At 37.1% G+C, this 14331-nt stretch carries 12 protein-coding genes; 4 read left to right on the top strand and 8 right to left on the bottom strand.

Features of this window, described 5'->3' with window-relative positions:
- The first annotated feature begins 55 nt into the window (after nt 1-55).
- The 4 genes from accC to AB9K26_RS11980 all read left to right on the top strand — a co-directional run bounded on the left by accC (nt 56) and on the right by AB9K26_RS11980 (nt 3836).
- Entirely contained in the window at nt 56-1408 is a 1353-nt protein-coding gene (accC, locus tag AB9K26_RS11965) for an acetyl-CoA carboxylase biotin carboxylase subunit (protein WP_369972793.1), read from the top strand.
- A 159-nt stretch (nt 1409-1567) separates the two neighbouring features.
- Nucleotides 1568-2674 carry an NAD(P)/FAD-dependent oxidoreductase gene (locus AB9K26_RS11970; protein WP_369972794.1) on the top strand — a complete coding sequence of 369 codons (1107 nt, stop codon included), beginning with the start codon at nt 1568-1570 and terminating at the stop codon, nt 2672-2674.
- A 15-nt stretch (nt 2675-2689) separates the two neighbouring features.
- Nucleotides 2690-3391 (top strand): monofunctional biosynthetic peptidoglycan transglycosylase, encoded by a 702-nt coding sequence (gene mtgA / locus AB9K26_RS11975; RefSeq protein WP_369973091.1) that lies wholly within the window; start codon nt 2690-2692, stop codon nt 3389-3391.
- Nucleotides 3384-3836 (top strand): 3-oxoacyl-ACP synthase, encoded by a 453-nt coding sequence (locus tag AB9K26_RS11980; protein WP_369972795.1) that lies wholly within the window; start codon nt 3384-3386, stop codon nt 3834-3836. The genes mtgA and AB9K26_RS11980 overlap by 8 nt, the downstream gene beginning before the upstream one ends.
- A gap of 9 nt (nt 3837-3845) precedes the next feature.
- Here AB9K26_RS11980 and AB9K26_RS11985 read toward each other — a convergent pair whose 3' ends face one another.
- The 8 genes from AB9K26_RS11985 to AB9K26_RS12020 all read right to left on the bottom strand — a co-directional run bounded on the left by AB9K26_RS11985 (nt 3846) and on the right by AB9K26_RS12020 (nt 14273).
- A complete protein-coding gene (locus tag AB9K26_RS11985; protein WP_369972796.1) occupies nt 3846-4757 on the bottom strand; it encodes an ABC transporter ATP-binding protein in 912 nt (303 codons plus the stop codon).
- A 67-nt stretch (nt 4758-4824) separates the two neighbouring features.
- A complete protein-coding gene (locus AB9K26_RS11990) occupies nt 4825-7233 on the bottom strand; it encodes an FG-GAP-like repeat-containing protein (protein WP_369972797.1) in 2409 nt (802 codons plus the stop codon).
- Nucleotides 7234-7310: 77 nt separating this feature from the next.
- Complete coding sequence (locus AB9K26_RS11995) at nt 7311-9317, bottom strand: FG-GAP-like repeat-containing protein (protein WP_369972798.1); 2007 nt, start codon at nt 9315-9317, stop codon at nt 7311-7313.
- 30 nt (nt 9318-9347) lie between these two features.
- On the bottom strand, nt 9348-10754 hold the full coding sequence (locus AB9K26_RS12000) for an Ig-like domain-containing protein (protein ID WP_369972799.1): 1407 nt from the start codon (nt 10752-10754) through the stop codon (nt 9348-9350).
- A 188-nt stretch (nt 10755-10942) separates the two neighbouring features.
- Entirely contained in the window at nt 10943-11932 is a 990-nt protein-coding gene (locus AB9K26_RS12005; RefSeq protein WP_369972800.1) for an aspartate-semialdehyde dehydrogenase, read from the bottom strand.
- Nucleotides 11933-12047: 115 nt separating this feature from the next.
- Nucleotides 12048-12449 (bottom strand): large conductance mechanosensitive channel protein MscL, encoded by a 402-nt coding sequence (mscL, locus tag AB9K26_RS12010; protein WP_369972801.1) that lies wholly within the window; start codon nt 12447-12449, stop codon nt 12048-12050.
- Between the two features lie 74 nt (nt 12450-12523).
- Nucleotides 12524-13633 carry an alanine racemase gene (alr, locus tag AB9K26_RS12015; RefSeq protein WP_369972802.1) on the bottom strand — a complete coding sequence of 370 codons (1110 nt, stop codon included), beginning with the start codon at nt 13631-13633 and terminating at the stop codon, nt 12524-12526.
- A complete protein-coding gene (locus AB9K26_RS12020) occupies nt 13626-14273 on the bottom strand; it encodes a thymidine kinase (RefSeq protein WP_369972803.1) in 648 nt (215 codons plus the stop codon). Before AB9K26_RS12020 ends, alr begins: the two co-directional genes overlap by 8 nt.
- Between the last annotated feature and the right edge of the window lie 58 nt (nt 14274-14331).

The following is a 14331-nucleotide window of genomic DNA, read 5'->3' on the forward strand; positions in this document are numbered from 1 at the left end:
TTAATTATTTGTAGATGGTTTGAACTTGGAAAGTTGAATTCTTAAACCAAAAGTTATGTTCAAAAAAATATTGATTGCCAATAGAGGAGAAATAGCACTGCGTGTTATTAGAACCTGTAAGGAAATGGGTATCAAAACGGTTGCTGTTTATTCTACTGCAGATGCAGAAAGTTTGCATGTGAAATTTGCAGATGAAGCGGTTTGTATTGGTCCACCATCAAGCAGTGAATCTTATCTCAAAATATCCAACATCATTGCTGCAGCAGAAATCACTAATGCAGATGCAATCCATCCAGGATACGGATTCTTATCTGAAAACGCCAAATTCTCAAAAATATGTGAAGAGCACAATATCAAGTTCATTGGTGCTTCTGAGGAAATGATTGCAAAAATGGGAGATAAGGCTACTGCCAAAGCAACCATGAAAGCGGCTGGAGTACCTTGTGTTCCTGGAAGTGATGGCATTATTGAAGACTTTAAGGAGTGTGAAAAACTTGCCAAAGAAGTGGGTTATCCTGTCATGCTAAAAGCTACTGCAGGTGGAGGCGGAAAAGGAATGCGTGCCGTTTGGAAACCTGAAAACCTCAAAGCAGCTTGGGATTCTGCGAGACAAGAATCTAAAGCAGCCTTTGGGAATGACGATATGTACATGGAAAAACTCATCGAAGAGCCACGTCATATCGAAATTCAAATCGTTGGAGATTCTACAGGTAGAGCGTGTCACCTATCTGAACGTGATTGTTCGGTACAGCGTCGTCATCAAAAGCTAACAGAAGAGGTGCCATCTCCTTTTATGACAAAGCAATTGCGAAATAAAATGGGGAAAGCTGCAGTTAAAGCTGCCGAATACATCAAGTATGAGGGAGCAGGAACCGTAGAGTTTTTGGTAGACAAACACCGAAATTTCTACTTTATGGAAATGAATACACGTATTCAGGTAGAGCATCCTATTACTGAGCAGGTTATCGATTTCGATTTGATACGTGAACAGATCTTAGTAGCTGCAGGTGTACCAATTTCTGGAAAACATTATACGCCGAATTTACATTCCATAGAGTGTCGTATCAATGCCGAAGACCCATTCAACGACTTTAGGCCATCACCAGGACGCATCACAACATTACACGCTCCAGGAGGTCATGGTGTACGTTTGGACACTCATGTTTATGCAGGTTATATTATTCCGCCAAACTACGATTCCATGATTGCCAAGTTGATTACAACGGCGCAAACTAGGGAAGAGGCTATCAATAAAATGAAAAGAGCTTTGGATGAGTTTGTCATAGAAGGAATCAAAACTACGATACCATTCCATAGACAGCTTATGGACCATCCAGATTATTTGGCTGGAAATTATACCACCAAGTTTATGGAGGATTTTGAGATCCAACCTGAAAAAGAAGATTAGTTTATAAGCTCCGAAATTCAAATGGTTTCGGAGTTTTTTTATTTGGGTGTTCTTTTTGTTCATGCCTCACAAAAAGGCAGGCTATCCGCTATATCTTTTTTGTTTACAAAAAAAGGATGCCGCTTCTATCCTTAACACAAAAACCACTATTTTAGAGTTATGAACCTATCATACTGGGAAATAAAATCGTGGTTATCCAATACAGACTTCACCATCGTTGGAAGTGGTATTGTTGGATTGAATTGTGCATTGCGTTTAAGAGAGCGTTTTCCCAAAGCTAAGATCCTGGTTCTCGAAAAAGGAATTCTACCTCAAGGCGCTAGTACAAAAAATGCAGGTTTTGCTTGTTTTGGCAGTTTAAGCGAAATACTTAGTGACCTTCAGTCACATTCTGAAGAAGAAGTCTTTCAATTGGTGAAAAAACGAGTGGATGGTTTAAGCTTATTGAGAAAAACCTTAGGCGATAAGATGATCGACTTCCAACAATTAGGTGGTTATGAATTGTTTTCTGATGCAGATCTTTTAGAACGATGCCTCGACAACAAAGACTTTATAAATACACTTTTAAACCCGTTGTTTAAAAAGGAGGTTTTCAGTTTTAAAGAAAACCCTTTTGGTTTTCATAACTGTGAAAACAGTTTAGCTTTCAATGCTTTTGAAGGGCAAATCGATACAGGAAAAATGATGCAGGCATTGCTTAGCAAAGCACAACAGAAAAACATACACATTTTAAATTCGATTACGGTCGAATCCTTTTTAGAAGATGTAAATTCCGTAAAAATAAAAACCAATCATTTTGAAATAACGACCAAGGCTCTGTGTATTGCCACCAATGGTTTTGCTTCCCAACTTGGCATTCCTAGAGTGAAACCAGCTAGAGCACAAGTACTGATTACCAAGCCGATTAAAGGCTTGCTTATTAAAGGGACTTTTCACATGGAAGAAGGGTATTATTATTTCAGAAATATTGATGACCGAATTTTGTTCGGAGGCGGAAGAAACTTAGATTTTAAAGGCGAAGAAACCACAGAGTTTAATCACACAAAAATGATTCAAGACCAATTGGGAATGCTTTTAAAATCCACCATACTTCCAAACACACCATTTGAAATCGATTATAGATGGACTGGTATTATGGGTGTAGGCGAACAAAAAAAGCCTGTAGTGAAATCTATTGGAAACAACATCCATTGTGGTGTTCGACTTGGCGGTATGGGAGTGGCGATTGGCAGCTTGATTGGAAAAGAATTAGCAGACTTGTTATAAACAGATGTTATGAAGATTATAAAACGTATTTTCAAATTTCTTTTCAAAACCTTGTTTTGGTTTGTAGTGCTATCGGTTATTTTGGTTGTGGTGTTCAAGTGGGCTCCTGTTCCTACAACACCTTTAATGGTGATACGAAGTTTCGAACAAACCGAAACAAGTAATAAGGAATGGAAACATGATTGGGTATCAATAGACAAGATATCTCCATATTTACAATTGGCGGTCATTTGTAGCGAAGACCAAAATTTCATGACGCATCATGGCTTTGATGTGAAGGCTATTGAAAAAGCTTATCAAGACAATAAAAAAGGAAAGCGTGTAAAAGGAGCTAGTACGATTAGTCAACAAACCGCAAAGAATATATTTCTTTGGCCAGAACGAAGTTGGCTTCGAAAGGGATTTGAAGCGTATTTTACGTTTTTAATAGAGCTTATTTGGAGTAAAGAACGCATCATGGAAGTGTATCTTAACAGTATTGAAATGGGTCCAGGAATATATGGTGCTGAAGCAGCTTCACAGTATTGGTTTAAAAAGTCAGCGTGGCAACTCAGTAAACGCGAAGCTTCAGCTATTGCAGCCATATTGCCAAATCCACTTAATTACAAAGCCAATCCCGCTTCTCGATATATTGAACAAAGAAAATCATGGATTATTACCCAAATGGGATATTACGGTGTTTTAACGTATCCTAAATCAAAAGAAAACAATGAGTAAACTTAAAATGGCTCTGTACGATCAATGTCAAACAATTGTTGCAAATCGACACGCTTCGATTTTAAATACTATTAGTGATATTCAGGAGTCTATGGCCTCTGAGACCAAAAGCACTGCAGGTGATAAATATGAAACGAGTCGCGCGATGCTTCAAATGGAACGGGAAAAAGCAGGCAATCAGCTCGCCGAAATTGAAAAAACAATGCAATTATTATCTAAGCTCGACCCTAAGAGAACCTTAAATTATGTCAGCCTAGGTAGTATTGTGTACACCTCTCAACTCAATTATTTTATTTCTGTAAGTATTGGTCAGCTAATAATTAAAAAGGATTTGTTCTATGCAGTTTCCATTAATTCACCAATAGGAGAACTGCTTAAAGGGAAAGTAGAAGGCGATAAAATATTTTTCAGAGACCAGGAATTAGAAATCACAAAAGTGATATAAATATAAAGACTAAGGGTTAATAGCCAAGCAGACTTGTGTTGCTTTTGAAAATTCTTTTTTAGACTCAAAAAGAATGCTTTTATTATTTAGCAATGCTTCAATCAAATAACCATTTCCATTGAAATAGCATTTAACAACTTCAACCCTTAAAGAAGAATCATCAACTACTTTCAGTTGATTGGCATATACTATTTTGCCATCGATAATGTTGAATTCATAAAAAAAAGACGCTATTAAAGGTGTTTTCGGATTGTGGTATAAATCCTCTGGCGCACCCATTATTTCAATAGTTCCATTATTTAGAAAAAGAATATTATCAGCAAAACCCAAAACATCGTTTTTATCATGAGTAGCTACTAAGCAGGTAATGTTGTTTCTTTTCAAATAATTAAAAACCTTACGTCTAAGCGGTTGTTTTTTAAAATTATCAATATGGCTAAAGGGCTCATCCAGCAAAATAATTTCAGGTTGTTTAGCTAATGCACGAGCAAGCGCAACGCGCTGTTTTTGTCCACCACTTAAGTTTTTAACTTTTGTATCCTTGAAATCACTAAGTTCAACAACATCCAGCAGTTCTCGGACACGTTTGTTTTTTTCTTCAGGAAAAAAATTTGAAAGGAATTTACCGATGTTTTCTTCAACCGAAATGAAAGGCATCAAATCAAATTCTTGAGACACATATTTCATAAAGTCATATCCAACAACAAGATTAAATTTTGGACCCAATATTTGTTCATCTTTCCAAAAAATGACGCCTTCATCTAAGTCATGTTCACCATAAATTAATTTGAGTAATGTTGTTTTTCCTGAGCCACTTTCTCCTATGATAGCAAGGTTCTCACCTTTATTAACCTTAAAGCTTAGGTTTTTTAAGAGCGGTTTTTTACCATAGGAAAAGGACTGTTTTTCAACTTTTAGCATAGTGCAAAAATAGTATAAAAAAAGCCGCTATCATTGATAACGGCTCTAAGAACAATTATAAAATTTATTATTGTTTGATAAACTTTTGGTTATTGATGGAGTTTCCGGAAACAATACTTAAAATATAGCTTCCTGCACTTAATTGTGAGACATCAATAGACTCAGCTCCATTTAAGGAACTAGCCATTACACGTCTACCACTAATATCAAAAATGTTATAAATGGCACCTTGCAAAGACATGCCTGTATGGATGTTTAAAATATTTTGAGTTGGGTTAGGAGATATTGTGAAATCTGCCGTTAACTCTTCATCTAATACACCCAAAGGATCACAAGAAGAACCAGCACCTTCAACAGCAGTAAACTCTTGGTTAACAGGCGGATTCATGTATACTTCACAACCAGAAGTTGGCCAGTAAACAATAATATGTGATACTGTAGTATCTGTACCAAGTCCGAAATGAGTATTTATGGTACTCATAAACTCAAAACCTTCACCACTTCTAACATCTCTTATTTGAGTTCCACTATCAGAATAAATTTCAACACGAGCACCAATACCATGAACATTGCTGGCTGTACCAACCGTATTGATTTTTATCCAGTTGTTAGGAGTCGTCAAGTTCCAATAAATAGTACCATTGTAGTACGCATCGATAAACCCATCATTATTTAAATCGCCTAATGAGCCATTTTTATAATTGATTTGAGAATCGTCAGCGTCTTCAAATGTTAAATCTCCTCTACCATATAAAATAGTTCCGTTACATAAAATATCAAGATATCCATCATTGTCGATATCATGGCTTACGTTTTCATGACCTGTTGGAGCACCAGATACACCAGCACCTGCAGTAACATCAGTAAATGTACCATCACTGTTATTGCGCATCAATTTATGGTCACCAGAACTAGCACCTACAAAAAGATCCATGTCACCATCATTATCATAATCTCCCCAAGATGACGACCAGGTTTGCATTGGATCGTCAAGACCAAGAAGAGCCGCGTTTTCAGTATAAGTGCCATCGCCATTATTGGTTAGCATTTGATTACGTCTTCTATCGGTTTCGCCACCACATTTAGCGATAAACATATCTAAGTCTCTATCGTTGTCATAATCAATCCAAATCGATCCGTAGTTACCTCCAGAAGCGTAGTCTCCAAGACCACCTTGATAGAAAGTCAGGTTGCCACTACCATCGTTAAGGTAGTAAACATTTGGAGCAACATCATGGCACACAAAGGCATCAAGGTTTCCATCGTTATTAATATCGGCAAAATTTGAACGCTGAGAAAAGACATATTGAGGACCAGATATTTCAGTGAAACCTGTTCCAGTACTATTGGCCTTCATAAAAGTCACACCGCTACCATTTCCATATAAAAGATCAGTATAGCCATTGGCATCAAAATCTGCAGCAGCCATACTCCATGTTGGAAGATAATCGGCGTCTGGTGTTGTAATATTCACCTCATTAAAGCCACCACCACTTTGTTGATAGTGTATGTTAACGTTTGTTGAACTAACTGATACGATATCGTCAAGATGGTCTCCATTCATATCAACTACTGCTAAATCATAACCACCAATTCCCATACTTTGTTGACTAAAATTTACACGAGCAGGAGTCACCGTAGTAAAACTAACAGGACCAATCCAGTTGCTATAATCGCCACCGCCACAATTACCACGAACATAAACCTCATACGAAGTACTGTCAGAAAGTCCGTTTAAAGTGTGAGGATTATTATCGGTTGTAGCAATTCCACTACCAGCCGGTATACCTGAGCCTGGAGCCTGTACAACTATCTCCCAAGAGGTTTCAGTACTACCTGCTTGCCAGAAGACATTGGCAAAGGTGTCTGCAGCAGACACATACAACCCTGTGATATTAGGACAAGAAGGAGGTGTTTGAGATACAATTGTAGGAGAATCAAAGCAAAATCCCCAACCCCAAATATCATTGTCGTCATAAGAGATGCGATATCTAAAATTTGATAATTGATTAGGTGTAAATCCTGAAATATTCAAAACATCAGTAACAAAAGCAACCCTGTCTCCACTACAAAAATTATCACTAACTGAATTTGTTGTACCGTTTAAAGGACTGCCAATGGTAACCCATGCTGAAGCATCGGCATCCCAATATTGAACAGCCAATAATTCTCCAATATCTCTAAAAGTATAAGCAGAACCAATAGTAATCCATGTTTCACCTGCATTAAACGCAGCTGTTAAATTGATTGTAGGAGATTCCGCAGCAATATCGTCATCGTGACCATTTTGGGCATCGTCATCGTCATAAGAAAAATTAGCAGAGATAGTTGGGTCTGCTTCAAACACATCTGGATCGGTTAAATAATCACCAGTAATACTCCAATTTGGATTTGGCCAGTTGGCTGGTTGATTTAAAACCTGTGCAAATGTATAAGAAGACACAAGCATTAGTAGTAAAAATGTAGTTTTTTTCATAGTTAGTTGTATAAAGTGTAAAAAGTTCCTAAAAATAATAAAAAAACCTCTAAAATCAATTTAGAGGTTTTTTAAGATTATTGTTTGATAAACTTTTGGGTTTTGATTTCATTATTTGAAATAATTCTAAGAATATAATTGCCTGCACTTAAAGACGATACATCAATAGATTCTGATTGTAACTTAGCATTTAAAACACGCTTCCCATTGATGTCAAAAACAGTATATATGGCATCGTTGGCCAAAGGCTGTATTGTTTTTATGTTTAATGTGTTATGCGTTGGAATAGGATAAATCACTAAATCACTAGTTAGAGATTCTTCAATACTTAACGTGGTATCACCTTCTACAACTTCCAAAGAGCCATTAATTGTTGGATTTGTTACAGTATCCACAATTCCTGAAGGCCAGTAAATAGTAACGCTATTAATAGTCGTATCAGAACCAATCCCAAAATGTGTGTTTAAGGAGCTCATATATCTGAAACCATCACCTGCTTTAACGTCTCTAATTTGAGTGCCAGAAGGCGTATTGATTTCAACACGGGCACCAATACCATTAATATTACTAACGACTCCAATAGTATGAATTTTTATCCAATTGTTGTTGGTGTCAGCATTGTTGAAATAAATAGATCCAGAGTTAAAAGCATCAATATATCCATCGTTGTTCAAATCGCCATAAGCACCAGCTCCTGGGAATACGTTAGTATGAACACTAAACGTCATGTTTCCATTACCAAATAAAATATTCCCTCCCGAAACCAAGTCAAGATTACCATCATTATCGAAATCATAAGTTACGGTTTCTGTCGAAGTAAGCGTTAAATCGTTCACACCCGAACCAGCTGAAATATCGGTGAATACACCATTGGTATTAAGCATCAATTTATGGTCACCTGAACTAGCACCAACAAAAACATCCATGTCACCATCATTATCAAAATCACCCCAAGCAGATGACCACGTTTGCATAGGATCTGCTAATCCGATGGCGGCAGCATTTTCAGTATAATTACCTGACCCATCGTTAGTGTGCATTTGATTGGTTCTTCTAGCAGTTTCACCACCACATTTTGCAATGAAGAGGTCGAGGTCTCTATCGTTATCATAATCAATCCATATAGAACCATAATTACCACCTGAAGGGTAATCTCCAAGACCACCTTGATTGAACGTTAAGTTACCAGAACCATCATTGATGTAATACACATTTGGCGCAACGTCATGACACATAAAAGCATCTAGATGTCCGTCATTGTTTATATCTGCAAAATTCGATCTTTGCGAGAACACATCCTCTGGTCCGGAAACTTCAACAAAACCGCTTCCCGTACCATCACTTCTCATGAATGTAACTCCGTTTCCTGCGCCATAGACTAAATCTGTGTAACCGTCTCTATTATAATCGGCAGCACCTAAACTCCATGAAGGAAGGAAATCGGCATTAGAAGTGCCAATATCAATAGTTGTAAATCCACCTCCAGGATTTTGTTGTCTGATATTAACATTGTCTAAGGAAATAGACACAAGGTCATCAAGAAAATCACCATTCATATCAACACAGCCATATCTGTAAGATCCAGAAGCTCCGGAAGAGGTTTGTGTAAATGTTACAGGAGTTGGTTCTGGAGCATTGGCAACCTCAAGACAAAAGGCCACATCAGAAAGTGCAGTACCCTCGAAATCATAAATTTGAATAACCAAATCATCACCAATATTCCAGCCACTAATTGTTTCACTGGCAAAAGTATCCGTACACGCAATTTCATTTTGAGTTACCGCATCATAAACAACAATACCAGGGTTTCCAGGATTCTGAGATGAAAAAGCCAAACCAGTATCTGTAGCTGTCCACGTAAAGAATTGGTCAAGACCTGAAGCCCTACACGAACCTTGAAGCCCACTATCTGTCGTACCGTCCGAAGAGAAAGGCAACACAAATGTGGCTGAAGAACAACCAGTCCCTTCTGGAGAAGGTGTAATAGGAGTCGCACCAGCAAAATTATCATTAGCAGGCTGAGCCCATACCATTGTGCTGGATGCTAAAAAAGCAAAAGCAATTAAAAGTATTTTTGTTTTCATAATTATATTTTGTTTGTAAATTTTATTAAACTATTCGCACTCTCCGTCAAGAGCATTTATCCACTCCTCAATGAGTCTTACACCTTCAACATGTTGAAGGGTTCTTCCTAAAAGCGGCATTCTATATTGTTCTTCTGTTGAGCTGACTCTAAAAAACAGAATAGATCTATCTATACGTCCTTTAGCGACAATATGTGTATTAGGAGGAATTTGCGTGTCTGGAGTCACACAAACCCCTTTGTTTACATCGTCATCATTTTCATTAAAGGCAAAACGCATCGGTCTGTATTCACAATAGCTCTCTTCCGAATGGCAATGTGCACAATTAATATCCAGATAAGAACGAACCCTTAACTCAAGAGGTAAAGATTCATCTTCCCAATCTACTGTTGTGTCTATATTAGATGGATAATTACCGTCAAGATAACCAACATCAACCCATTTATTCAATTGGTTAGAAGTTCCACCGATATAATCATAATTTTTATTTAAGTTTTGTGGCTTAGGACCAATAGGAACAGGAGTCCCAAACTTGTTGTGGCAAGAAAAGCACTCATTTCGAGAAGGAATTCTGTAATGAACAGATTTTGGGTTTCCTTCATCATCAATCCAGTCAATATCAATAAAACTACCATTATCTGAGAAAGTAGCTTCTGTTTGCTCATCATTCCAAACATATTTTGCAAAATCCCAACCATCTTCTGTCATAAACATCAATCGCGTTTCGACGATTCTTGTTGTAGATGCTGGAACAGAATTGTTTACTTGCTGAACATTGTCATAAAAAAAGTTCTTTATCAGCATGGCTCCAACCGGAAAATCTAATGCTGTATAATCGTTCACGTAAGAAGCCTTTAAATTATCAGGCATCCAAACAAAACGCTTTTTGTGGGCATAATCGCTAAACAGAGGAGAGTTTATATCATAAGGCAACACTCCCGCTACAGGTTCTAGATTTTTTAAATCACCTTCAAAGAAATTGTATTCTGATAAGGTTTGGTAAGGCAGTTCTTCAGGATTGTACACAACTAGTGTTCTTGGAGTAACTGTAATGTGTACATCTTCAGTAGCACAAACAGCAGGTGTAGCATTATTGCAAATAGTATATGTAAAACTATCCTCTCCTACAAAATCAGTGTTTGGCGTATATGTGACGACATCATCAAAAGAATCATTTGGTGTATTGTTGGAATCTAACACGACCACAGTTCCATGCATTGCAACTGAAACGGTCAAGGCACCATTATTTGGCAAGTTTGTGTCGTTGTTCAAAACATCAATTTCTATAGAATTGTTCTGAACGACTTCAACGTTATCAACAGTAGTTTCGATAACCAAAGGGATATAATTGTTGTTATTACTGTCGTCTTCAGCACAAGAGTGAATGGAAAAAACCACCACACAAAATAACATGAGTTTTAAGTAATTCTTTAGCATCTACAGTAAAATTTGGAAAGTAAATATAAACACAATCACAGTATTGAAACAATTATTTAGATGTAATACGCTTTTTATCAGTCAACAAGAACACCTTTCTACAATTAAAAACTGCAATCAAAATATTCGAGTGAATATATAAACAGACGTTTATATAACAACTCAAAAAGAAAAAACCCTAACTGTTTTTACAATAATTTTTTAGAAACTAAATATTCTGCAATCTGAATGGTGTTTGTTGCTGCCCCTTTTCTTAGATTATCACTAACAATCCATAGGTTCAGTGAGTTGGGTTGAGAACCGTCACGTCTAATTCTTCCAACAAAAACATCATCTTTACCGTGAGCGAAAATAGGCATGGGATAGGTGTTCGCGTCGATATTGTCTTGTAATACAACTCCAGGTGTCTCATCAAGGATATTTCGGATGTCATTCATAGAGTAATCCTGCTCAAACTCTACATTCACAGCTTCACTATGACCTCCAGAAGTAGGGATTCTAACAGCAGTTGCGGTAACGGCTATGGTTCTGTCATCTAATATTTTTTGGGTTTCCCGAACCAACTTCATTTCTTCCTTGGTGTAACCGTTTTCTTCAAACACATCGCAATGCGGAATGGCATTTTGATGAATAGGATAATGATAAGCCATTTCTCCTTTAATACCAGCCAGTTCATTTTCCAATTGTTTGATAGCTTTTGCTCCAGTCCCCGAAATGGATTGGTAGGTTGAAACCACAATACGTTTGATTTTGTATTTTTTGTGTAATGGCGCTAAAACCATAACCATTTGAATGGTTGAACAGTTAGGATTGGCAATGATTTTGTCTGTTTTTGAAAGCGTAGAAGCATTAATTTCAGGAACTACTAATTGTTTGTCATGGTCCATGCGCCAAGCTGAAGAATTATCAATAACGGTAATACCAGCTTCAGCAAATTTTGGAGCCCACTCCAAAGAGGTTGCTCCACCTGCAGAAAATAAGGCCACTTTAGGTTTTGCTTCTATGGCATCTTGAATGCTAACAATCTTAATCGTTTTGTTTTTGAATAAGATGGTTTTTCCAACAGACCTTTCAGAGGCTACGGGAATTAATTCTGTTACTGGAAAATCTCTTTCCTCTAGAACTTTTAACATTACTTGGCCAACCAGACCAGTGGCACCAACGACAGCAACTTTCATTGTAAATATTTTAGGATAACAAAAGTAGGTATTTATTCAATTAATCAATTAAAAAAACCACCTCAAAACGAGGTGGTTTAAATGATTAGAATATGTATTGTAGCGATTGGCTATATTATTTTTTCAGCAAGTCCCTGATTTCAGTTAATAAATCATTGTCTGAAGGACCAGCAGGTGCAGCAGGCGCAGGAGGTGTTTTTGTTTTGTTGTATGCTTTAACAATCATAAACAATACAAATCCAACGGTGATTAAATTAATAATTGCATTGACCCATTTACCGTACATAACTGCATTTTCTGGTTTGGTCACTGTTCCATCAGCCGCAACAACAGCTTCATCTAAAACAATTTTCATATCGGCAAAATCTAATCCGCCTGCAAAATGACCAACAATTGGCATCATTATGTCAGACACAAAGCCATTTACCACTAAACCAACAGCTCCAGCAAGAATAACCGCTACAGCTAAATCAATGACATTTCCTGTCATTATAAAATTTTTGAATTCTTTAAACATAGTTTTATAGTATTAAGTTAGTTATATAAGACCCTAAAGTAATAAAAAAAGTCACATCTTTAACGGGAAGCGCTTTAATTTCCAATAAAACAGCGCTTTACACGTTGTGAAATAGCAGTAATAATTTCGTAGGATATGGTGTTGGCTGATTTAGAGAACTCGGTTGCTGAGGGCTGCTTTCCAAAAACTATCACCTCATCCCCTTCTTTACAGTCAATATCAGTAATGTCAACCATGATCATGTCCATACAAACATTACCAATAATTTGAGCTTGCTTATTGTTGATGGTGACGAAGCCTTTACCTTTTCCATATTGCCTCCCAATACCATCAGCATGACCAATTGGAATAGTAGCTGTTCGCGTAGTCCTTTCACTTATAAAAGCTCTGTTGTAACCCACACTTTCTCCTTTTTCAATGAGGTGGATTTGGGAAATGATAGACTTTAAAGTAGCAATAGGTATTAGGTTTTTGTCTTCTTCTTTTGAATTCCCAAAACCGTAGAGTCCAATGCCAGTTCTTACCATATCGAAATGGGCTTCAGGATAGTTTAAAATCCCTGAGGTATTACACATGTGTAATAGAGGTTGGTAGCCGATTTGTCTTGAAAAACTTTCAGCAATACCTTTAAAGGTCTTTATTTGATTTATCGTGAATTCTCTTTCAGACAAGTCTTCGCTTGCGGCTAGATGTGAGAATATAGATTTTACCTTAACGGCATTTGTGGCTTTAAGTCTTTGAACGATATACTCGACATCATTTTCCCAAAATCCCAAACGATTCAAACCGGTATTGAATTTAACATGGACAGGGTAATTAGATTGTTTCTGATCTTGAGCTGAAGCCATGAATTCGTTTAACACCTTTGCACTGTATAAACATGGCTCAAGACATCTATCAATAAGGGTTTTAAAGTTTACGGCTTGTGGATGCAGTACCATTATTGGCGTTTTAATTCCTGCGTTTCTCAGTGCAACACCTTCAGAAGTATAGGCCACAGCAAAATAATCAATATTTAAATCTTGTAGATAATTGGCAATGGTATTGGCATCACTTCCATAAGCAAATGCTTTAACCACAGCTAAGACCTTAGTGTTTTTTGAAACTTTCGACTTAAGGTATTCAAAATTGTGCTTCAGTGCATTTAAATCGATTTCCAATATGGTTTCCTGTGCTTTAGGCATTGGAATTTTTTTTCTTGGAGGTCACTTCTTCAGCATCATTAACCTTCATGTTTCTCACTTTATCACGAAGCATAGCTTTGTAAAATGCAGCCCGACTTAGAGGTTCATATTCATCAACTTCACCGAGAAGAACCAAATTGTCACTTTTGGATTTTCGATAACTATATTGAGCAAGATTTCCTGTTCGTGTACAAATGGCATGAACTTTAGTTACATATTCTGCAGTAGCCATTAAGTTTGGCATTGGACCAAAAGGGTTTCCTTTAAAATCCATATCAAGACCAGCAACAATAACGCGTACCCCTTTATTGGCCAGATCATTGCAGACGCGCACAATTTCATCATCAAAAAACTGGGCTTCATCAATACCCACCACATCACAGCCATCTGCAAGAATAGGAATGTTTGCTGCAGCAGGAACAGGTGTGGAACGTATTTCATTAGAATCGTGAGAAACTACCATTTCTTCATCATAACGCACATCAATGGCAGGCTTAAAGATCTCTACTTTTTGTCTAGCGAATTTTGCGCGCTTGAGCCTGCGGATCAATTCTTCTGTTTTTCCAGAGAACATTGAGCCGCAAATCACTTCTATCCATCCAAATTGTTCTTTGTGATTTACTGTATTTTCAAGAAACATTTTGTAATTTTAACACTAAAGTAAACGGTTCGTCCGTTTTGCATAAAGGTGGCGTAAA

This window comes from Psychroserpens sp. XS_ASV72 (genome assembly GCF_041224425.1).
In the GTDB taxonomy this organism is placed as follows: Bacteria; Bacteroidota; Bacteroidia; order Flavobacteriales; family Flavobacteriaceae; genus Psychroserpens.